This window comes from Pseudomonas sp. DC3200b2, assembly GCF_049895785.1.
Classification (GTDB): domain Bacteria; phylum Pseudomonadota; class Gammaproteobacteria; order Pseudomonadales; family Pseudomonadaceae; genus Aquipseudomonas; species Aquipseudomonas massiliensis.
Map to the genome: position 1 here is coordinate 121929 of NZ_JAFCTA010000005.1, position 21600 is coordinate 143528.

The following is a 21600-nucleotide window of genomic DNA, read 5'->3' on the forward strand; positions in this document are numbered from 1 at the left end:
CTTAGCGGCCGAGCTGTTCGGCCAGTTCAGCCGAGCGATGCGCTGCCGCATCCAGGGCCGTTTTTACCAATGCTTCGAAGCCGCCAGCCTGGAAGGTCTTTATGGCCGCTTCGGTGGTACCGGCGGGGGAGGTCACCCGGCGACGCAGCTCGGCGGCGTCAAGGTCGCTATCCATGGCCATCTCGGCGGCGCCGAGGGCCGTCTGGAGAGTGAGCCTGGCGGCGGTTTCCCGGGACAGGCCCAAGGCTTCGCCAGCCTGGGTCATGGCTTCGATCAGCAGGAAGAAATAAGCCGGACCACTGCCGGATACCGCGGTCACCGCGTCCAGTTGCGCTTCGCTGTCCAGCCAGAGCGCCAACCCTACCGCATTGAGCAGTTGCTCGGCGGCTGCTTTTTGCTCGCCAGTGACCAGGGGGTTGGCATACAGGCCGCTGGCACCACGACGGACCAGGGCCGGGGTGTTGGGCATGCAGCGTACCACGGGCCGGTCGCCCAACCAGGCCTGTAGGCTGCCACAAGTGATGCCGGCGGCGATCGAAACGATCAGTTGGTCATCCCGCAACGCAGGTCGCAGCTCTTCGCAGACGGCCCTCATCGCCTGGGGCTTGACCGCCAGCACCACCACCTGGGCGTGCGCGACCGCCGCGCCATTGTCTTCGAAGGTAGCGATACCGTGCTCGAGGCTGACCCGTTCGCGGGTAGCCGCTCCAGGGTCGCTAGCGGTGATCCGGTCGGCTTCCACGCCTTGGGCGCGCAGGCCGCCAATCAGGCTGGCCGCCATGTTGCCGGCGCCGATGAAGGCGATTCGTGGTGTGCTCATGCAGGGTTCCTGTTCTGGCGGCTTAAAGGGGAGGCTTGCTGTAGTCGCGGGCGCCGAACAGCGCGGTGCCGATGCGTACCCAGGTAGCGCCTTGGGCAATGGCGGCTTCCAGGTCGTCGCTCATGCCCATGGAAAGAGTGTCCAGCTCCAGATCAAGACTGTCGCGTAGTGCCTTGACCTGGGCAAAAACCGCCTGCTGGCGCTGCGGGTCCGCGCAGGGTTCGGGAATGGCCATCAAGCCGCGCAAGCGAAGGTTCGGCAATGCCGCTACGGCCCCTGCCAGTGCTGGAAGCTCCGCCGGATCGCAGCCGGCCTTGCTGGCTTCGCCGCTGATGTTCACTTGCAGGCAGATATTGAGCGGCGGTAGCTCAGCGGGGCGCTGCTCGGCCAAACGTTGGGCGACCTTGAGCCGATCCACCGAATGAACCCAGGCGAAGTGCTCGGCAATGGCGCGGGTCTTGTTGGATTGAATGGGCCCGATGAAGTGCCAGGTCAACTCAAGGTCCGTGAGTTCGGCCTGCTTGGCCAGTGCCTCCTGGAGATAGTTCTCGCCGAAATGCCGCTGCCCGGCGGCATGGGCCTCACGGATGGCTTCAGCGGGCTTGGTCTTGCTCACGGCCAGCAGGTCGACAGCGTTTTCCGGCCGGCCCGCGGCCAGGGCGGCGCTACGAATTCGCGCGCTCACCGAAGAAAGGTTGTCTGCTATGGTGGACATTACTTGGCGCCAGCGGCTTTAGGGGTCTGCGGCATTCTACCTGCTTGTCTGTATTTGGGGAGTCTCATGGACATTACCGAGCTGCTGGCTTTCAGCGCGAAACAGGGCGCGTCGGACCTTCATCTGTCCGCGGGCCTGCCGCCGATGATCCGGGTCGACGGCGACGTGCGACGCATCAATCTGCCGGCGCTGGACCACAAGGCGGTGCAATCGCTGATCTACGACATCATGAATGACAAGCAGCGGCAGGACTTCGAGGAGTTCATGGAAACGGACTTTTCCTTCGAGGTGCCTGGCGTGGCGCGTTTCCGGGTCAACGCCTTCAACCAGAACCGAGGGGCCGGGGCGGTGTTCCGCACCATTCCCTCGAAGGTGCTGAGCATGGAAGACTTGGGCATGGGGGATGTGTTTCGGCGTATTACCGACGTGCCGCGAGGTCTCGTTCTGGTCACAGGTCCGACCGGCTCGGGCAAGTCCACCACCCTGGCGGCGATGATCGACTACCTGAACAACCACAAGCATCATCACATCCTTACCATCGAAGATCCGATCGAGTTCGTCCATGAGTCGAAAAAGTGCCTGGTGAACCAGCGTGAGGTACACCGCGATACCCTCGGCTTCGCCAATGCGCTGCGTTCCGCCCTGCGGGAGGACCCGGACGTGATCCTGGTGGGGGAGATGCGCGACCTTGAAACCATCCGCCTGGCGCTTACCGCGGCGGAAACCGGTCACCTGGTGTTCGGTACCTTGCACACTACTTCCGCGGCCAAGACCATCGACCGGGTTGTGGACGTTTTCCCTGCCGAAGAGAAAGCCATGGTCCGTTCGATGCTGTCGGAGTCGTTGCAGGCGGTGATTTCCCAGACCTTGCTGCGCAAGATCGGCGGGGGGCGAGTGGCGGCCCATGAAATCATGATCGGCACACCGGCCATCCGTAACCTGATACGTGAAGACAAGGTAGCCCAGATGTACTCGGCCATTCAGACAGGCGGGGCCCTGGGGATGCAGACCCTGGACGCTTGCCTCAAGGAACTGCTGGGCAAGGGGCTGATCGCCAAGGACGCGGCCAGGGAAAAAGCCAAGAACCCTGACGCCCTTTGAGCCAGCCCGCGTCTGGCGCGGGGCTGGCGCCCGGCTTTCAGCGCTGGCTCAGGCGAAGCGTGGTAGCGGGTGGCTGCTTGGGCAGCACGCGCTTGGCTACTACGTAATGCTGCGTCCAGTAAGGCTTGCTCAAGGTGTCGATGGACACCGCCTTGCCGCGGCGCGGCGCATGGATGAACTTGTCATCGCCCAGGTAGATGGCCACATGGTTCACACGGCGGCCCTTGATGTTGAAGAACAGCAGGTCACCGGGCTTGAGGTCTTCCCGAGCGACCTTGATGCCGTGGCCGTCGGCCATGGCGTTGGACGTGCGCGGCAGGTCTACGGCCTTGACGTCATTGAAGGCATACTTGACCAGGCCACTGCAATCGAAGCCTTTGCTAGGGCTGCTGCCGCCCCATTTGTAAGGCGTGCCCAATACATTCACCGCGCGGCTGAGCACGGCATTGCTTTGCCGAGCCGCCATCTGGGCGCTGGCGGCCTGGGCCGAATGAACCGGCGTCTTGTGATTGATGCCGCGCTGCGGCGCGCGCGGAGCCCGCTCGGAGTGGTCGGCTCCGGCGGTATAACCCGAGAAGCTGGAAGGAAGGGTTTGCTCACGGTTGGAGGCGTAAGCGGCCAGTGGACATAAAAGGCAAATAGTCAGCCATGTCTTGATAATTGGATGCATTAGGCAGGGCTCAGTGATGTGGCGCGCAACTTTATAACAGCTTTTTTGCCTGTTTTTTGCCCACTGGTCGATCCAAAACCCGGCTGCAGCGAACCCTGAGCAGTTCTTTATGTCTATGAAAGCCAGCCAAACCCCGTATTAGCAGGGTTGAACGGTTTCCTGTCCTCGCCGACCGCTTGTCGGGTCGTGCCTTAAAAGTCACACTTCCTTCCAGAAAATTTAATGATCGACGGGATGGTCTCTGCCTATGAATACCTATCGTGCCGAGCCGCGCCTTCACGATACCCATAGTCTCGTTCTTGGCTACGCCTTGTGGATCTTCGGGTTCACCGGGGCACACCGCTTCTACTATGGAAAGCCGATTACGGGCACGCTCTGGTTCTTTACTTTCGGGCTGTTCGGCATCGGTTGGCTGATCGACATCTTCCTGATACCCGCCATGGACCGCCAGGCAGACCTGCGCTTCCACAGTGGGCCTTTCGACTACAACGTTTCCTGGCTCCTGCTGACCTTCCTCGGCGTATTCGGGATACACCGGCTGTACCAGCACAAATGGATTACCGGCATCCTGTATTTCTTCACGTGCGGGTTCTTTCTCATCGGCGTGCTCTACGACTTCTGGACGCTCAATGATCAACTGTCCCTGCGCAATCGCCAGGCTGGCCAGGCCCGACGCGGCCCTGGCCTGGGTCAAGAGCGGCTGCGATAATCCCGCTTCGCGCCAGTGGCGAGCAATTGAGGGCCTGACCCGGTGAAAGCGTTTTTTCTGGGCTGGACGGCTCAATACGAGCAGCGCTTGATCGCGGCCCTGGCCGGCCATCGTCCAGTGCGGCACTTGCGGCCAGCCAGGGTGCTTCAACGCGCCCAGCGCAAGCTTCAATCCTTGAACAAGCGCCTCATGGGCGCCCCCCTGGGCGATGCCTGGCTTGGGCGGCTGGCGTGTCGCCTGAGCGGAGCGGGCCCGGAGGACTTGCTGGTGTGCAATGAAGGGCAGGTTCGTCGGCACATCAACCCGGCAGTGGTGCGGGCTTTCCCGGGGCGCAAAGTATTACTGGTACGCGATCTGGTGGACTCGGCTTTCGTGGCCCAGGTCCGGCCATGGTTCAACGCGATCTACAGCTTCGACCAGCAGCAATGCGCGGCCCTGGGCATGCTGCCACTGGATCAGTTCTTTGCGCTGGGTTACGAAGAGGCCAGGGCCAGGCGAGGCCAAGGCATGGCCGAGCGGCCGCGAACATGTTTTTTCCTGGGCCGTGACAAGCACCGCGCATCGATATTGCAGGCGCTCGCCGAGGGTTTGATAGCCAATGGCTGCGAGCCCGACTTCCATATTGTTCGTGATGACAGCACGGAAAAGGCCTGCCCCTATCACGTAGACGACCTACTGGATTACGAGGAAAACCTGGCCCGGGCACAGCGAGCCGATGTGCTGGTGGAAATCAACCAGCCAGGACAGTCTGGAGCGACCTTGCGCACCCTTGAAGCTGCCTACTTTGGCAAAAAGCTCATCACCAATAACGCGGCTGTCGCTCAGCTTCCCTTGTACCACCCCAACAACGTGTTCATATGGGAAAAGGGCTTGCCGAAGGGCTTGCCGAACGGCTTTGAGGATAGCGAGCAGGGCGGGTTGGCGGGCCTCGGTGCGTTTCTGGCCGCCCCTCTGGCGCCGTTGCCTGATACGGTGTTGTACCGTTATTCCCCGGATGCCATGCTCGATCGTCTGGTTGCCGAGGCTCAGGGGTGGCCATGTCCTGTCAAGGAGCCGTAGAGCGCGCGGCGCAAGGTACCCAGGTCAGCCCTGGGAATCACCGAGGCCGGTAGCCGACTGCGTGCCGACAGGTTGAAGACCTGCCGGCCTGCACGGCGGAACGCGCGCTGGAGCACTTCGAAGCTGGGCACTATCCGAGTGTCGAAGTGATCGTTCAGCCCGCACGGGGAGAGCGTCCTGGTTTCCCGGTCATAGAACCGCTGGGCCGTGCCGTCGAGGTCCACGCCCACCAGGAAGACCTTCTCGAAACCCAGGTGGTAGGCCAGTTGCGCACAGACATAGGCCACGGTACGAGCATCGAAGAATCCATAGCTCATGTCCTGGCTGAAACCGATACTCCGGCATCGTTTGCTCAATACGTTGCGCGAACGCACTGCCTGTTCACGTTCCTTCCCGAAAAGATGCCGCCAGCAAGTAGCGGGGGCACGTCGCAACGCATACGCCTGAAGACGCCTGGAAGGCGTCAGGCGGGCGATCTCGTCAGGCCACAGGGCCAGGTGGCTGGCCCTGGCCAAGGCGGCTTCATATAGCTCCGGTTGCTGGAGTGGAAAGCCGCGATCCGTGCAGACATAGAACAGTGGCTCGATGCTTGTAGGCAACAATCGTGAGATGGCACCGTTCATGGTGATGATCGGGATCGAGGCGAACTCCTCGAGAGGGAAATCCTGGGTGGACGGGCCCGAAGCGAGGATGATCACCGGCCCTTGCCGGGTATCGCGGCATTCACTGAAGCATGGCTGAGCGGTTGCGAGTGGGAACAACATGAGGGGCGGACCACGCTGAAGGCAATGGAGCATTGCCCGCGCATGGCCGCCAGGAGGGCGCACGGTGGCCTGGCGGCGAGGCTGCTCGATCGCCGTATTTAACGCCACCCATATAAGCTGAATGAGTCGTCATGGTCGCATCCCTGATACATCCCTGTGGTTATGTGTCGAGGACGGTAGGGATCCGCCCCGCCCAAAGGAGCGAGGCAATTGGCCTAGGTGTCAGGCCTGATGGGCGATGCGCCCGTCGACCCAGGTATAGCGAACGGCGCCGGGCAGGCAATGGCCCAGGAAGGGGCAGTTCTGCCCGCGCGAATACCATCGTTCACCCGCCAGGGTCGATGCGGCCGGGTCGAACAGTACCAGGTCGGCGGCGGCGCCCGGCATGAGCCGACCCACTGGCAGGCGAAGCGCCTGGGCGGGGCCATGGGTGAGCCGCGCCAGGAGCTCCGGCAGGCTCAGCACGCCTTCTTCCACCAGGGTCAGGGCCAGCGGCAACAATAGTTCCACGCTGCTGATGCCTGGCTCGGTGGCCCCGAACGGCGCTTGCTTGGCATCCCGCTCATGGGGCTGATGATGACTGGAAATGGCCTGGATGACGCCAGCCTTGAGCGCTTCGCGCAAGCCGTCACGGTCCCTGGCGGTACGCAGGGGTGGCTGTACGTGATAGAGGCTGGAGAAGCCGGTCAGGGCCTCGTCGGTCAGTATCAGCTGGTAGAGCGCGACGTCGGCTGTCACAGGCAAGCCGCGGGCCTGCGCCTGGGCAATCATCTCAGCGCCACGGGCGGTGGTGAGCTGACTGAAGTGGGCCCGCACGCCACTCTGTTCCACCAGCAGCAACTGACGAGACAGGGCCACGGTTTCCGCCGTTTCCGGTATGCCGCTCAAGCCGAGGAAGCTGGCCACCGGACCTTCGTGGGCGAGCCCGCCGGCAGCCAGGTCTGCATCCTGGGAATGGAACACCACCGTCAGGTCAAAGGTGGCTGCGTATTCCAGCGCCCGGCACAGGGTTCGCGTATTGTTGAAACTCTTCAAGCCGTTGCCGAACGCGACGCAGCCCGCGTCACGCAGGGCCACGAGTTCGGCCAGTTGCTCGCCGTCCAGGCCCTTGCTCAGCGCGCCTACAGGGAACACTTTGCTGTTGCCCGCCTCCCGTGCGCGGTCAAGAACCAGTTCGGCCACGGCGGAGCTGTCCAGCACGGGGCGAGTCAGCGGTGGGCAGCACAGCGAGGTAACGCCACCCGCCACGGCCGCCCGGGTTTCGCTGGCGATATTGCCCTTGCGGCTATAACCCGGTTCGCGCAATGCCACGTTGAGGTCTACCAGGCCCGGAGCGGCCACCAGGCCGGCGGCTTCGATCCGTTGCTCGGCCTTGTAGCCCTCCGGTACCGCCCCGATGGCAAGAACCTTGCCATCGCGCAGGTGAAGGTCGGTGACCTGGTCCAGGCCCGAGGCCGGGTCGATCACCCGCGCGCCGATGATGCTTGCACTCACTGAAGGTTCTCCTGCTCGATCTGCCGCTGCGTCGCCTGGCCGCTCATCGCCATGGACAGCACCGCCATCCGCACGGCGATGCCGTAGGTCACTTGGTTGAGAATCACCGACTGCTCGCCGTCGGCCACGGCCGATTCGATTTCCACGCCACGGTTGATCGGGCCCGGGTGCATCACGATGGCGTCGGGTTTGGCCAGGGCCAGGCGTTGGGTGGTCAGGCCGAACAGCCGATAGAACTCGCCCTCGCTGGGCAACAGCCCACCCTGCATGCGCTCGCGCTGCAGGCGCAACATGATCACCACATCCACGTCCTTGAGGCCCTCGGCCAGGTCCGTGTAGACCTTCACCCCATATTGCTCCACCCCGATGGGAAGCAGGGTTTTCGGACCAACCACCCGGATGTCCGGGCAGCCGAGGGTCTTCAGGGCGATCATGTTGGAGCGCGCCACGCGCGAGTGCAGGATGTCCCCGACGATGGCTACCGAGAGATTTTCGAAGCCTCCCTTGTGCCGACGGATGGTGAGCATGTCCAGCATGCCCTGGGTAGGGTGGGCATGACGGCCGTCACCGCCATTGATCACCGCCACCTGTGGGCTGACATGTTCGGCAATGTAGTGGGCGGCGCCGGAATCGGCGTGGCGCACCACGAACATGTCCGCCGCCATGGCTTCCAGGTTGCGCAGGGTATCGAAGAGGGTTTCACCCTTGCTGGTGGATGACGTCGACACGTTCAGGGTGATCACGTCCGCCGAAAGCCTTTGCGCGGCCAGCTCGAAGGTGGTGCGCGTGCGGGTGGAGTTCTCGAAGAATACGTTGCAGACCGTCTTGCCTCGCAGCAGCGGGACTTTCTTTACTGCCCGGGCGCCAACCTCCAGGAAGGAGTCGGCGGTATCCAGGATTTCGGTGAGCAATGTGCGGGGCAGGCCGTCCAGGGAAAGAAAATGCCGCAGCTGGCCCTGGTCGTTGAGCTGCAAGGGACGCTTGGCGTGGTTCGACGTCATCGGGTGGACTCTTGGAAGCTGGACGCGGATTCAAGAACCTGCGGTTCCAGGGTGAGCGGGGAGGGGCCGAGCAATTTTATACGTTCGTTCGGCGCCAGGGACAGCCTGGCCCCCACCACGTCCGGCCGGATCGGCAATTCGGCGGCGTCCAGGTCCAGCAGGGTGACCAGGGTCACGCTGGCAGGGCGGCCATAGTCGAACAGCTCGTTCAGCGCGGCCCGCACCGTGCGCCCGCTCATGAGTACATCGTCCACCAGCACCAGGTGCTGGCCTTCGATCTCGAAAGGCAGCTCCGACGGCCTGACCTGCGGGTGCAAGCCGTTCTGGCTGAAGTCATCCCGGTAGAAGGACACGTCCAGGGTGCCGAGCGTGTCGCTCACGCCGAGTTCGGCCAGCAAGGCCTGGGCCACCCAGACGCCACCTGTGCGAATGCCGATGAAGCGGGGGGTTTCGATACGCCGGGCGCCGAGTCGCGCGCGCAGGTCGCTGGCCATCTGGCGAATCAGGTCGGTGGGGTTGGGCAGGGTCATGCAGGCTCCAGTCCGGTCAGTCAGAGGAAAGTTGCGCGGCGTTGGCCTCCAGCCAGCCTTCGAGCAACAGCCGGGCGGCGATGGCGTCGACCGGGTTGTCACGGTAGCTGTGGGTGCGCTGGCCTCGCGACATGCGCTCACCCTTGGCTTCGAAGGTCGTCAGGCGCTCGTCGTGGGTATGGGCCGGCAGGTTGAAACGACCGCTGAGCTGGCGGGCGAAGCGCTCGGCCCGGGCGCTCATGTCGCTGGGGGTGCCGTCCATGTTCAGCGGAAGCCCCACTACCAGCGCATCGGGCTTCCATTCCGTGATCAACGCTTGCACCTTGAGCCAGTCGGGCACGCCGTTCTGGGCCTTGAGCACACAAAGCTCGCGAGCCTGGCCAGTGATGACCTGGCCCACGGCAACGCCGATCTGCTTGCTGCCGTAGTCGAAGCCCAGTAGCAAACGCACGCTCATCAGGCGTGGCCCGCCTGGCTGGTAAGCAGCCCCAGCGTGACCCCCAGCCGACTGGCGGCGGCCTCCAGCCGCTGCTCGCTGGGCACGTTGAACAGGATCTCGGCATCGAAGGGGCAGGTCAGCCAGGCGTTCTCGGCCATTTCGCTTTCCAGTTGCCCCGCTTCCCAGCCGGCATAGCCCAGGGCGATCAGGCTATGGGCCGGCCCGCTACCATCGGCGATGGCGAACAGCACATCCTGGGAGGTGGAAAGGGACACGCCGCCCAGGTCCACGGTGGCATCGAACACTGGCCCGCTGGTATGCAGGACGAAGCCGCGGTCCATCTGCACGGGGCCGCCCCCGTAGACCGGCACCAGTTGCGCGGACAGCGGTGGGGTGGCATCCGGGCGAAGCTGCTCGAGGATGTCGGCCAGGTTCAGTTCCTGGGGGCGATTGACCACCAGGCCCATGGCGCCACGATCAGTATGCTCCACGATATAGGTAAGCGTGTGGGCGAAGTTCGGATCGGCCATGTGCGGCATGGCGATCAGGAACTGATGCTTGAGGTAGCTGGTTTCGAGAGTCTTCATAAAGGTAGTGTGGCGCCGCCTTGGTGTGCTTACAAGCCAGGAATGGCCCAGCCGGGGCTTTGATATGAAAACCCGCCGGCAAATGCCTGTGCCGCGAAAACCTAGTTGCTCGACAGCCTGTCCCCTTTCGAGAACCGCCAGGTTCGAATGATTTCGAGCCGATCGATGTCGGAAAGGTCCCCGGTGAAAGGCGCAAAGGGGGCCGCGAGCCGAACGATGCGCTGGGCGGCTTCGTCCAGCAGGGGCTGCCCCGAGGATTCCAGCACCAGGACTTCGTACAGCGACCCATCCCGGTTGATCGATACCAACATCCGCAGGCTGCCGTAGATCTGCTGCCGACGCGCTTCGTCCGGGTAGTTGAGGTTGCCTACGCGTTCGACCTTCTTGCGCCAGTCTTCCTTGTACCAGGCACCCTTGTCGCGCATGGTCGACGCGGCGCTGAGCCGGTAGATGCGCGGGCGCTTGGCATAGGCTTGTTGCTCATTGGAAAGCTCGGCCTCGAGGCTGGCGATCTCGCTGGAAAGCTGAGCGCTGTCGAAGTCTGGAGTGGCGGCCTTGGGGCGTTCGTCCACGGGCTGCTTCTGTGGCCGGGCTTCGGTCCTGGTGGGTTGGCTCGCCGTGGTGGCGACTGCCTTGGTCTTCTGCGGTGCCTGCTCACGAACGGGCCGTGGCGCTGGCGGTGGCGTGACCTTGTTGATCTGCTCGCTCTGGAACGGAGCCACTTCGGTGGTTTTCGGTACCGCCTTGTGTTCCAGGGTGCCGCTGCCCTGCTGGTTGTCCTGGGCAAGGTAATCAGCCTGCTCCGGCGCCTTGTCGCTCTTGAAGGTCGACAGGGTCACCTCCAGGGTCTTGCTGATCTGCGCCGGTGGCTGCAGATCGAAGCTCACCCCCAGGATCACCGCCAGATGCACCAGCGCGGCCACGAACAGGGCAAACCCCAAGCGGTCCGCCGGACGGGCGGCCTTGGTGGTGAGCTTGGCGGAGATGTCGGTAAAGCTGGTCATCGGGTTCCCGGCAGGCGTGCCCTTGCGGCCAATGGCGCGGCATCATACCGCAAAAGCCTGATGAGGACGGCGCAGCCGATTGGCGGCCCGCCCCTCTTTATCAGCGCTGTTCGAGCTTGCGCGCGATGGCGTCCATCAGCAGCCCGCCGATGTCCGTACCGAAGGCAGCGTCGATTTCCCGGGCGCAGGTCGGGCTGGTGACGTTGATCTCGGTAAGGTAATCGCCTATTACATCCAGGCCTACGAACATCAGGCCCTTTTCCCGCAGGGTAGGGCCTACCTGGGCGGCGATCCAGCGGTCCCGCTCGGTGAGCGGCCGCGCCTCGCCACGGCCGCCAGCGGCCAGGTTGCCTCGGGTTTCCCCAGCGGCCGGAATACGCGCCAGGCAGTAATCCACAGGCTCGCCATCGATCATCAGGATGCGCTTGTCGCCTCCCTTGATCGCCGGGATGTAGGCCTGTGCCATGGTCTGGTGGGTACCGTGCGCGGTCAGGGTTTCCAGGATCACCGACAGGTTCGGGTCGCCTTCGCGATGGCGGAAGATGGACGCACCGCCCATTTCGTCCAGAGGCTTGAGAATGACATCGCCATGCTCCGCCACGAAGGCACGGATGATGTCCTGGCGGCGGCTGACCAGGGTCGGCGGGTTGCACTGCGGGAACTGGGTAGCGAACAGCTTCTCGTTGCAGTCGCGCAGGCTCTGCGGCTTGTTGACCACCAGCACGCCGGCGCGCTCGGCCTGCTCGAGGAAGTAGGTGGCGTAGACGAACTCGATGTTGAAGGGCGGGTCCTTGCGCATCAGGATCACGTCAAGCTCGGCCAGGGCGATGTCCTGGGCCGCCTCCAGCGCGTACCATTGCTGCGGGTCGGCGAACACTTTCAAGGGGCTGGCCTTGGCCCGGGGTTGCCCATTGGCCTGGTAGAGGTCGGGCAGCTCCATGTAGGTCAGTTCCCAGCCGCGGGCCTGGGCGGCCAGGAGCAGCGCCAGGGACGTATCCTTCTTGTAGGCGATACGGGAAATGGGGTCCATGACGATTCCGACGCGGATAGGCATGGTGGCGGGTCTCCAGGCAAAAAAGGGCAGGCTTCGATGGCCGTCAGGGTGGCCCGCGCAAGAGGCGCGGTCAAGGGCGGCTACCCGGTTGGTCGTGGAAGCCGCAATGGGAGTATGCTAAAAAGCTCCCAGGTCCGCGCCCGTCCGGCAGGCGTGCCGGGCCAGCCGAGGCAGACCGAACGAGCGATCATGGAACAGCATTCGCAGGGCCTGAAAGTCATGGTGGTGGATGATTCCAAGACCATCCGCCACACGGCCGAAACGCTATTGGAGCAGGTTGGCTGCGAAGTGGTGACCGCGGTGGACGGTCTCGACGCGCTGGCGCGCCTGGCTGATCGACAGCCCCGGGTCGTATTCATCGATGTGATGATGCCGCGTCTCGATGGTTACCAGGCCTGCCAACTGATCAAGCAGAACCCCCGATTCGCGAGCGTTCGTGTGGTCATGCTGTCGTCGCGCGATGGCCTGTTCGACCGGGCCCGGGCCCGGGCCGTGGGGGCCGACCAGTTCCTCACCAAGCCCTTCGACCGTGCCTCGCTGGTGCAGGCCATCCACGCCCAGGTGCCGGACTTCCAGCCGTCGCCGCCGTGAGCGCTCCGCCCCGCGCCTTGTCGCGCACCCTTTATCGAATCCTACGAGGAACAGCATGGCTCGAATCCTGATCATCGATGACTCGGCCACCGAGCTGCAGAAACTCACCGGCATGCTCGAACGCCAGGGCCACCAGGTACTCAAGGCCGCCAACGGCGCCGACGGCGTGGCCCTGGCCCGGCAGGAGCGGCCTGACGCCGTGTTGATGGACATCGTGATGCCAGGCATGAATGGTTTCCAGGCAACTCGCCAACTGACCAAGGACGAGTCCACCGCGCAGATTCCGATCATCATCATCACCAGCAAGGACCAGGAAACCGACAAGGTCTGGGGCGCGCGCCAGGGGGCACGGGCTTACCTGACCAAGCCCTTCGAGGAAAGCGAGCTCACCGCCGCCCTCGCCGGCGTACTGGCCCGCTGAGCGGCGATGAACGCCTCTTCGACGGCCTTCGAGCTGCTGTTGGCCATGGACCAGCGCTGCCGCGCGCGGGCCGCGAGCCTGCCGGTGGAGCAGGATGGCGAAGCGCCGTGGAGCGGTATCAGCTTTCGCCTAGGCAATGGCTGGTATGTGGCGCCCATGAGCGAAGTGGCCGAAGTACTTCCCGAACCACGCATGACTCGCATTCCGGGCACCAAGCCCTGGGTATTGGGCGTGGCGAACCTGCGTGGGCGCCTGCTGCCGGTGATGAACCTCTCCGGTTATTTCGGCGCGGCCCTGTCCAGCCACAGGCGACAGCGGCGGGTGCTGGTGATCGACCACGACGACCTGTTCACCGGCCTGCTGGTGGATGAGGCGCCCGGTCTTCAGCATTTTCCTCCGACCGACCTGGCCATGGTCCCGCCCGAAAACCTCGACGAGGCCTTGGCGCCCTTCGTTCGCGGTTACTTCTTCCATGAGCGCGAATGGGCGGTGTTCAGTCCTTTCGCGCTGGTCACGGCAACGGAGTTTCTCGATGTGGCGGCCTGATGCGCTGGAAGGTGTCGCGCGATGAACATGCCTGGCCTGACCCGCAGCCTGCAGGGCTCACGCAGTACCGCCCAGATCGCCGGGCTGTTCGTGGCGCTGGTGATCCTTATCATGCTGCTGTTCGCCAACTTCGCCTACCTCAATACCCAGGCCAACCACGACAAGCAGTACATCGGCCACGCCGGTGAGCTGCGGGTGGTGTCTCAGCGTATCGCCAAGAGCGCGACCGAAGCGGCCACCGGGGAAGCCGAGGCGTTTCGCGAGCTGACCGCGGCGCGCAATGAATTCGATCGACGCTGGCGCTACCTGCTCGATGGCGATGCCCATACCGGCCTTCCTCCGGCTCCCCATGCCGTGCATGAGCAAATGCTCGCGGTGCAGCGGGATTGGGATCGGCTGCGACAGGGTGCCGATACCATTCTGGCCAGCGAGCAAACCGTGCTTTCCCTGCATCAGGTAGCTGCCACCCTGGCCGAGACCGTGCCCCAGTTGCAGCTGGAGTCCGAGAAGGTCGTCGACAGCCTGCTACGTCGCGGGGCGCCGGCAGATCAAGTGGCCGTGGCCCAGCGCCAGTCGCTGCTGGCCGAGCGGATCCTTGGCTCGGTGAACACCGTATTGGCTGGCGACGAGAACGCGCCTCGGGCTGCCGAAGCGTTCGGCCGGGACGCCAATCGCTTCGGCGTCGTGCTCGACGGCATGCTCAATGGCAGCGCTAGCCAAGGCATTCGTCAGGTGGCCGATCCGCTCGCCCGCGCGCGACTGCAGGAAATCGCCGAACTTTTCGCCTTCGTCTCGGGGTCGGTCGGAGAAATCCTTGAAACATCCCCAGAACTGTTCAAGGTTCGCGCTGCTGCCAGTGATATCTTCAGGCTTTCCCAGACGTTGCTCGACGAAGCGTCACGCCTGGCCAGTGGTTTCGAATCGCTCGCCGCTGGCCGCCGCATGGATGTGGCAGGCGGCTACGTACTGGGCTTGCTGGCCTTGGCATCGATCATTCTGATGGCGGTGGTGATGGTCCGGGAAACCAACCGGCGACTGCGGGAAACCGCCCAGAAAAACGAGCGCAACCAGCATGCGATCATGCGCCTGCTCGATGAGATCGAGGGCTTGGCCGCCGGTGACCTGACCGTGACCGCGTCGGTGACCGAAGACTTCACTGGTGCCATCGCCGATTCCATCAACCACTCCATCGACCAGTTGCGTGGCCTGGTAGCCACCATCAACCGCGCCGCCGAGCGAGTAGCCACCGCGGTGCAGGATACCCAGGGCACGGCCAGCCAGTTGGCCAAGGCGTCCGAACACCAGGCGCAGCAGATCAGCGAAGCGTCCAGGGCCATCGGCGACATGGCCGAATCCATCGACCATGTGTCGTTCAACGCCTACGAGTCGGCCAAGGTGGCCGAGCGTTCGGTGAACATTGCCAACAAAGGCAGCGAGACGGTGCATAACACCATCCAGGGCATGGACGTGATCCGCTTCCAGATCCAGGACACGTCCAAGCGTATCAAGCGGCTCGGTGAGTCTTCCCAGGAAATCGGCGATATCGTGGGCTTGATCGATGACATCGCCGAGCAGACCAACATCCTGGCCCTGAACGCGGCGATCCAGGCGTCCATGGCCGGAGAAGCAGGCCGGGGCTTCGCGGTGGTCGCCGATGAAGTACAGCGGCTGGCGGAACGCTCATCGGCCGCCACCCGACAGATCGAGATGCTGGTGCGAGCGATCCAGGCCGATACCAACGAGGCGGTGATGTCCATGGAACAGACGACCTACGAAGTGGTACGTGGCGCCCGCCTGGCCCAAGACGCCGGTGTGGCGCTGGAAGAGATCGAAAGCGTGTCCCAGGACCTGGCGGCATTGATCCAGCGGATTTCCAACGCGGCCCAGCAGCAGACGTCCTCCTCGGGGCAGATATCCCATACCATGGCGGTGATCCAGGAAATCACTACCCAGACCTCCGCCGACTCCACCGCTGCGGCTGAAAGCATGAGCAACCTGGCGCAGATGGCCAGCGAGATGCGGCGGTCAGTGTCAGGCTTCACCTTGCCCGCCGGCGATGGGAACTGAGCTCATGGGCCCCCTTGGCGGTACCGAGGGCCGGGCCTGGTCCCGCCGACCGAGGGCAAGGGCATGAACCTGGACAGGCACGGGCGCCCCGACATCGTCGGCCTGCAGTGGCTGCGGCCTGAACTTGCCACAACCCTGGCGCAGGCTCGCCAGGCCTTGGACGGCTCAGCCGACGGAACAGCACGCAGGCAGTGCGCCGAAGCGCTGCATGAGGTCGTCGCCGCGCTGGGATTCGTCAATTTCCCCGGCGCGGCGCGCCTGGCCGGTGACCTGGAACGGCTGGCCCGGCTGGCCCAGCCCTCGCCGACGGCGCTGACGCTGTTGCGGCAGTTGATCGACCGGCTCCCGGCCTATCTGGAGCGAGTGGTCGAGGCCCGGCAGGACCTGCCTTCGCTGCTGCATCCTTGGTTGAACGAGATCAGCGCCGCCCTTGGCGAGCCTGCCTTGCCTACGCAGGCGCTGAACGCCCTGGTCGGCCCTCAGCATGCGCTGGAGCCGCTGGCGAGCATGCCTAGGGTAACCCCGGACAGGGCCGGGCTTGGCCCCTTGGTCGGTGCCCTTTGCGAAGAATTGTCCTTGAACAAGGCTCGCCTGGATCGCTACCTCAGCGACCCCCACCGCGACCGCGACGGCCTTGGGGTGATCGCCCCTTCGCTGCGCCGCATCGCCGATGCCCTGGCGGTGCTGGGTTTCCAGCAGCCACGGCGAGCGATCCTTGACCAGATGAGTACGGTACAAGCGTTGGCCCAGGATTCGGACCTGGACGACGCCAGCATCCTGGATGCCGCGGGTGCCTTGCTCTACGTCGAAGGGACCCTGGCCGGCATGGTCGGGCCGCAAGAGCGCGCCGCCGATGCCACGCAGGTCGCGCCTACGGAACTGGAGCGCATCCACCATCTGGCGATCGAAGAAGCTCTGACCGCCCTCGAGCGGATCGAGCAATCCATCAGTGAATGTCTGGAAGGCGGCTGGGTAGCCTCGCGCCTTGCGCAGGTGCCTACCCAATTGCTCGAATTGCGCAGCGCCCTGGCCATGGTGCGCCCGGAAGCCCTGTTGCAGTTGCTTGGGGCCCTGGAACGTTATGCCCATGAGCGCCTGCTGCCAGCGACCGAGCGGCCAGCGGCGCAGGTGCTGGAAACCCTGGCCGATGCTCTGTGCGCGATCGAATGGATGCTGCGTCGCTGGATGGTCGACCCACGGGAAGCGGAGGAAGCGTTGTTGGCCAGCGCCCGCCATGCCTTGGCCGGGTTGAGCAGTGATGCGACCGCTATGGCCGCTTCCAGCATCGCGCCCGCGCCAGCAGAGGTCTCGAATCCGCACTTGGCCGAGCCGCTGGATGCGCAGCTGCTCGACATTTTCCACCACGAAGCCCATACCTATGTGGAGATCCTGCGCGGCTTCTTGCGCAAGGCCATGGCACCAGCGGCGGTGACCGACGCCTTGCAGCGCGCGCTGCACACCCTCAAGGGCAGCGCCTTCATGGCGGGCGTTCCGGCGTTGGGCGAGCTGGCGGCCTCCATCTACCGGCTTTGCAAGGAGCGGCGGGCCCGCGAGCAAGCCTTGGACGCCGCTGACCTGGCCCTGTTGGGCACAGCGCTGGACATGCTCGAGCAGGGCTTGGCCCAGGTCGCTCGGCATGCGCCCGAGGCTATCGACAGGGAGGACCTGGCCACCCGTGTCGATGCCTTGCTTGGTACCGCTACAGGCGGCCCGGCTTCTGCTCAGGAGCAGGGCACACGCGAGGCGCGCCGGATATTGCTGCGCGAGGGTATCGACGAGCTTGACCAGGCCCAGGAACTGCTGACCCGCTGGCAGCGGACACCTGGCGGCTTCGCGGAGTTGACCGCGCTGCTGGAAGCCGTCGAGCGTCTGGGTGAACAGGCGCACCTGGCTGAGCTTCCTGAGATGGATGCGCTCTGCGAGGCCTTGCTCGATCTGTACGGCGCGGTCGAGGAAGGCAGCCTCAGTGCCGATGAGGCATTGCTTAGCGATGCCCGGCAGGCACAGGAGGCACTGTACGACCAGTTCGACGAATTGGCGGCGGGGCAATCGTTGACGCCGGGAGAAGAGGCGCTGAAGCGACTCCGGCATTGGCTGGGCCTGGCCCTCGCCCCGAATGAGCTGGGCATCGTTCGCCCAAGTGGCGCGATGCCCTTGCCCAGCAGAACCTGGTCCGATGTCGCTCCCACCGACCAACCCAGCCTGGCCTGCCTTTTCCGCGCTGAAGCCAGCGACCTGCTCGACAATGCCGACGATGCGCTGCGCTCATGGCTCCAAGGGGGCGAGCGTGAGGCGGCCTTGGCCGCATTGCAGCGTGACCTGGATACCCTGGCAGGCGGCGCCCGGCTGGCTGGGTTCCTGCCGTTGGCTGATTACGCGGCCAGCCTGCGCGACCTCTACCCACGCCTGGACCAGTCCGAAGAAGAGCGGGCCCGTGCCCGTCAGGCCCACGAGCGCCTGCGGTACTGGCTTGATCAACTCCAAGCCACCGCAAGCGAGATACCAATCGAGCACTGGCTGGCTGAGCTCCATGCCCCCTTCGGGGATGAAGCGTCGGAAGCCCTGGCCAGTGACGAGCAGGAGTTGCTGCACGTTTTCCTCGAGGAAGGCGCGGACCTTATCGAGGCCGCGGGCGCCGCCCTGGCTCGCTGGCAAGCGGAGCCGGCCAATGCTCTGGAGGTAGAAAACCTGCTGCGTGACCTGCACACCCTCAAAGGTGGCGCGCGCATGGCTGAAGTAGGCCCGGTGGGCGACCTGGCCCATGAGCTGGAAACGCTCTACGAGCGGATCTCTACCGGAGAGCTTCCCGTCGCCCCCGCGTTGTTCAAGCTGTTGCACAAGGGGCACGATCGCCTCGCGCTGATGCTTGACGCTGTACGCTCGGGTGAGCCGGCCCCGGTGGACGATGCCCTGCTGCAAAGCATCCAGGGTTACGGAAGCCGTCTGCTGCCCCCGGCGCAGGAGCCGGCGCGCACGGCGGTCGGCGATCTCGCCCCGGCATCCGAGCGTGGTACCAGTGACCAGGTGAAGGTCGCGGCACTGATGCTCGAAGACCTGGCCAACCTTGCCGGTGAAGCGTCCATCATCCGGGGGCGGGTCGAGCAACAGGTGAACGACGGGCAGACCGCGTTGCTGGAAATGGAAACGACCTTGGCGCGCATGCGCGACCATCTGGTGCATCTGGACAGCGAGACCTTGCAACCCCTGCCGGGGCGTGGCGCAAGCGCGCCCGAAGACGGCTTCGACCCGCTGGAGCTGGAGCGCCAGACCCACCTGCGTGAGCTGAGCCGAGCGTTGCTCGAAGCTGTATCGGACCTTTCCGACCTGCGTGACACCCTGGCCACGCAGACCCAGGATGCCCAGCGCTTGCTGGCCCAGCAGGGGCGCATCTGTTCGGGACTGCAGGAAGGCCTGATGCGTACTCGCATGGTCCCCTTCGCCAGGGTGCTGCCGCGCTTGCAGCGTATCGTGCGGCAAGTCGCCGAAGAACTGGGCAAGGAGGTGGAATTCGAAACCAGCGATACCGAAGTCGAGATGGACCGCACCGTCCTGGAGCGGATGATCGCGCCTCTGGAGCACATGCTGCGTAACGCGATCGACCATGGCCTGGAATCGGCCGAGGGCCGCCGCGCCGCCGGCAAGCCTGAGCGCGGCCTGGTGACGCTGCGGGTAGCCCATGAGGGCGGTGAGATCGTGATCGAAATGATCGACGACGGCGCGGGCATCCCGCTGGAAGCCGTACGGGCGAAAGCGACCAAGCGAGGGTTGCTAGGCCCGGATAGCGACTTGCCCGATCACGACGTGCTTCAGTTCATTCTTCAGCCGGGTTTTTCGACTGCCCAGAAGATCACCCAGATTTCCGGGCGTGGCCTGGGCATGGACGTCGTCCACGAAGAGGTCAAGCAACTGGGCGGAACCATGATCATCGACAGCCGGGTGGGGAGCGGCGCGCGTTTCGTGATCCGGCTGCCGTTCAGCGTGTCGGTCAACCGGGCCCTGATGGTGCAATGCGGCGAGGAGTTGTTCGCGGTGCCGCTGAACAGCATTGAAGGCATCGTGCGGGTGGATGCCCAGGAGCTGGAAGCTGCCTATGCTGTCCAGCCACCACGTTACCGTTTCTCAGGCTTGTCCTACGACCTGCGCTACCTGGGCGAGGTTCTGGATGCCTCGGCGCGGCCAGGGACGATCGACCGTGACCTGCCACAGCCGCTGATGCTGATTCGCGCACCGGATCATCAGGTTGCCGTGCATGTGGATGCCCTGGCCGGGGCCAGGGAGATCGTGGTCAAAAGCCTGGGGCCACAGTTCGCCGCGCTGCCAGGGGTGAGCGGCGCCACTTTGCTGGGTGACGGGCGCGTGGTATTGATCCTGGACCTGCTTGCCCAGATTCGGGCGGCACACGTGCGTCCGACGCCCAGGCTGAATCCTGAAGTGCGTTACGACACGCCAGCCACCAGGCCGCCCTTGGCCATGGTGGTCGATGATTCAGTGACGGTGCGCAAGGTCACGGGGCGCTTGCTGGAGCGTCATGGGGTACGGGTGATCACCGCGCGGGATGGGGTCGAAGCCTTGCATGCCTTGGCCGAACACCAGCCAGACGTGCTGTTGGTGGATATCGAGATGCCGCGCATGGACGGCTTCGAATTGGTGAGCCGGCTCAAGTCCGAGCCCAGGTTGGCGGCAATCCCGGTGATCATGATCACGTCCCGTACTGGCGAGAAGCACCGCCAGCGGGCAATGACCCTGGGCGTCAGCGAATTCCTGGGCAAGCCTTATCAAGAATCCCAGCTGTTGCACCTGGTTCGCTTCTGGAGCAGCCAACATGCCTGACCGGATATTTTCACGGCGGGAAACCTTGAACGTGCTGCTATTGCCCCTGGCTGGCCGGCAATTGATGGTGCCGGACGTAGCGGTGGCCGAACTCATTGGCTACCGGCCCAGGGACGCCGCAGGCCAGGCCGCGCCCTGGGACCTGGGGGATATCCCCTGGCGGGGACGTCAATTGCCCTTGGTCAGTTTCGAGGCTGCCTGCGGACAGCCCTTGCCCCGGGGCGAGCGGGTGCGCGTGGCGGTAATGCATGGGGTAGGCGAACGGCTGCCGTTCTTTGCCCTATTGATGCAGGGCATTCCACGCACGCTGAAGGTCGACAGTCAGCTGAGCTACGTTGACGTGCCACTGGCGCCCCTGGAGCTGGCGGCCGTCCTGGTCGGCCAGGATGCGGTGCGGGTGCCAGACCTGGATGGCCTGGCCACTCTGGTCCTCAATGGCCGTCCTGGCTGAAATCGCCCCACAGCTGCTGAGCCACGGCCAGGGCGACCACGGGCGCGGTTTCCGTTCGTAATACCCGAGGCCCCAGACGCGCGGGTTGAAAGCCGGCCTGGCGCGCTTGCTGGACTTCCTCTTCGCTCAAGCCGCCTTCCGGGCCGATCAGGAACGCCAGGGCGCCTGGGGCCGGGTGACGGGTCAGCGGCTCGGCAACCGGGTGCAGCACCAGCTTCAGCTCGGCTTCGCACTGATCGAGCCAGTCCGTCAAGGGCAGGGGTGGATGAATCAGCGGCACCCGGGAACGACCGCTTTGTTCGCAGGCGCTGATCGCCACCTGGCGCCAGTGGGCCAGGCGCTTGTCTGCGCGCTCGTCCTTCAGGCGCACTTCGCACCGTTGGGTGAGGATCGGCGTGAGCTCGGCCACGCCCAGTTCGGTTGCCTTCTGGATGGCCCAATCCATCCGTTCGCCGCGGGACAACCCTTGACCCAGGTGAATCGTCAGCGAAGATTCCGGCAGGCCGGGTAACACCTCATCGACGCGAACGCTCAAGGCTTTCTTGCCCATGTGCAGCAGCGTGGCCAGGTACTCCTGGCCGAGTCCATCGAACAGCTGGACGCGATCGCCTTCGGCCAGGCGCAGCACGCGGCCGATGTAATGAGCCTGGGCCTCGGGAAGCAGGTGCTCGCCCAGGGACAGAGGAAGGTCGACATGGAAGCGGGAAAGTCTCATGAGCCTGATCGCTGATTAAAGGAAAATACCAA

General features: G+C 64.5%; 21 protein-coding genes. 9 read left to right on the forward strand and 12 right to left on the reverse strand.

Features of this window, described 5'->3' with window-relative positions; genetic code table 11:
• Position 1: 1 nt before the first annotated feature.
• On the reverse strand, positions 2-820 hold the full coding sequence (gene proC, locus ACP691_RS15850) for a pyrroline-5-carboxylate reductase (protein ID WP_426151627.1): 819 nt from the start codon (positions 818-820) through the stop codon (positions 2-4).
• 22 nt (positions 821-842) lie between these two features.
• Positions 843-1535: a YggS family pyridoxal phosphate-dependent enzyme gene (locus tag ACP691_RS15855; RefSeq protein WP_426151625.1), complete on the reverse strand. Its 693-nt coding sequence runs from the start codon at positions 1533-1535 to the stop codon at positions 843-845.
• 66 nt (positions 1536-1601) lie between these two features.
• Here ACP691_RS15855 and ACP691_RS15860 point away from each other — a divergent pair, with 66 nt between their 5' ends.
• The gene (locus ACP691_RS15860) at positions 1602-2636 is read left to right on the forward strand and encodes a type IV pilus twitching motility protein PilT (RefSeq protein WP_040259557.1); all 1035 of its coding nucleotides are present in this window, start codon (positions 1602-1604) and stop codon (positions 2634-2636) included.
• Positions 2637-2673: 37 nt separating this feature from the next.
• Here ACP691_RS15860 and ACP691_RS15865 read toward each other — a convergent pair whose 3' ends face one another.
• The gene (locus tag ACP691_RS15865; RefSeq protein WP_426151623.1) at positions 2674-3306 is read right to left on the reverse strand and encodes a C40 family peptidase; all 633 of its coding nucleotides are present in this window, start codon (positions 3304-3306) and stop codon (positions 2674-2676) included.
• 247 nt (positions 3307-3553) lie between these two features.
• On the opposite strand from ACP691_RS15865, the gene ACP691_RS15870 reads away from it, so the two are divergent.
• A complete protein-coding gene (locus ACP691_RS15870; protein WP_426151621.1) occupies positions 3554-4015 on the forward strand; it encodes an NINE protein in 462 nt (153 codons plus the stop codon).
• Positions 4016-4057: 42 nt separating this feature from the next.
• Positions 4058-5074, forward strand: coding sequence for a hypothetical protein (locus ACP691_RS15875; RefSeq protein ID WP_426151619.1), 1017 nt, complete (start codon positions 4058-4060; stop codon positions 5072-5074).
• Here the strand turns inward: ACP691_RS15875 and ACP691_RS15880 are convergent.
• From ACP691_RS15880 to gshB, 8 genes are all read right to left on the reverse strand, one after another.
• Positions 5041-5838 (reverse strand): lipopolysaccharide biosynthesis protein, encoded by a 798-nt coding sequence (locus tag ACP691_RS15880; RefSeq protein WP_426151617.1) that lies wholly within the window; start codon positions 5836-5838, stop codon positions 5041-5043. The two genes, ACP691_RS15875 and ACP691_RS15880, sit on opposite strands and share 34 nt — an antisense overlap.
• Before the next feature lie 222 nt (positions 5839-6060).
• Positions 6061-7332 (reverse strand): dihydroorotase, encoded by a 1272-nt coding sequence (locus tag ACP691_RS15885; protein WP_426151615.1) that lies wholly within the window; start codon positions 7330-7332, stop codon positions 6061-6063.
• Positions 7329-8333 carry an aspartate carbamoyltransferase catalytic subunit gene (locus ACP691_RS15890; protein ID WP_426151613.1) on the reverse strand — a complete coding sequence of 335 codons (1005 nt, stop codon included), beginning with the start codon at positions 8331-8333 and terminating at the stop codon, positions 7329-7331. Before ACP691_RS15890 ends, ACP691_RS15885 begins: the two co-directional genes overlap by 4 nt.
• Complete coding sequence (gene pyrR, locus ACP691_RS15895) at positions 8330-8863, reverse strand: bifunctional pyr operon transcriptional regulator/uracil phosphoribosyltransferase PyrR (RefSeq protein WP_426151611.1); 534 nt, start codon at positions 8861-8863, stop codon at positions 8330-8332. The genes ACP691_RS15890 and pyrR overlap by 4 nt, the downstream gene beginning before the upstream one ends.
• 16 nt (positions 8864-8879) lie before the next feature.
• Positions 8880-9320 carry a Holliday junction resolvase RuvX gene (gene ruvX / locus ACP691_RS15900; RefSeq protein WP_426151609.1) on the reverse strand — a complete coding sequence of 147 codons (441 nt, stop codon included), beginning with the start codon at positions 9318-9320 and terminating at the stop codon, positions 8880-8882.
• Positions 9320-9889: a YqgE/AlgH family protein gene (locus tag ACP691_RS15905; RefSeq protein WP_426151607.1), complete on the reverse strand. Its 570-nt coding sequence runs from the start codon at positions 9887-9889 to the stop codon at positions 9320-9322. The genes ruvX and ACP691_RS15905 overlap by 1 nt, the downstream gene beginning before the upstream one ends.
• A gap of 101 nt (positions 9890-9990) precedes the next feature.
• Entirely contained in the window at positions 9991-10893 is a 903-nt protein-coding gene (locus ACP691_RS15910; RefSeq protein WP_426151605.1) for a TonB family protein, read from the reverse strand.
• Positions 10894-10993: 100 nt separating this feature from the next.
• Complete coding sequence (gene gshB, locus ACP691_RS15915; protein ID WP_426151603.1) at positions 10994-11947, reverse strand: glutathione synthase; 954 nt, start codon at positions 11945-11947, stop codon at positions 10994-10996.
• A gap of 189 nt (positions 11948-12136) precedes the next feature.
• On the opposite strand from gshB, the gene ACP691_RS15920 reads away from it, so the two are divergent.
• The 6 genes from ACP691_RS15920 to ACP691_RS15945 all read left to right on the forward strand — a co-directional run bounded on the left by ACP691_RS15920 (position 12137) and on the right by ACP691_RS15945 (position 20853).
• A complete protein-coding gene (locus ACP691_RS15920; RefSeq protein ID WP_040259569.1) occupies positions 12137-12538 on the forward strand; it encodes a response regulator in 402 nt (133 codons plus the stop codon).
• Positions 12539-12593: 55 nt separating this feature from the next.
• Complete coding sequence (pilH, locus tag ACP691_RS15925) at positions 12594-12959, forward strand: twitching motility response regulator PilH (RefSeq protein WP_040259571.1); 366 nt, start codon at positions 12594-12596, stop codon at positions 12957-12959.
• Positions 12960-12965: 6 nt separating this feature from the next.
• Complete coding sequence (locus ACP691_RS15930) at positions 12966-13505, forward strand: chemotaxis protein CheW (protein WP_426151600.1); 540 nt, start codon at positions 12966-12968, stop codon at positions 13503-13505.
• A 21-nt stretch (positions 13506-13526) separates the two neighbouring features.
• Positions 13527-15572 (forward strand): methyl-accepting chemotaxis protein, encoded by a 2046-nt coding sequence (locus ACP691_RS15935; RefSeq protein WP_426151598.1) that lies wholly within the window; start codon positions 13527-13529, stop codon positions 15570-15572.
• 63 nt (positions 15573-15635) lie between these two features.
• Positions 15636-20402, forward strand: a complete 4767-nt coding sequence (locus tag ACP691_RS15940) for an Hpt domain-containing protein (RefSeq protein ID WP_426151596.1) — start codon at positions 15636-15638, stop codon at positions 20400-20402.
• Complete coding sequence (locus tag ACP691_RS15945) at positions 20395-20853, forward strand: chemotaxis protein CheW (protein ID WP_426151594.1); 459 nt, start codon at positions 20395-20397, stop codon at positions 20851-20853. Before ACP691_RS15940 ends, ACP691_RS15945 begins: the two co-directional genes overlap by 8 nt.
• Here ACP691_RS15945 and ACP691_RS15950 read toward each other — a convergent pair.
• Entirely contained in the window at positions 20834-21568 is a 735-nt protein-coding gene (locus ACP691_RS15950) for a 16S rRNA (uracil(1498)-N(3))-methyltransferase (RefSeq protein ID WP_426151592.1), read from the reverse strand. The two genes, ACP691_RS15945 and ACP691_RS15950, sit on opposite strands and share 20 nt — an antisense overlap.
• Between the last annotated feature and the right edge of the window lie 32 nt (positions 21569-21600).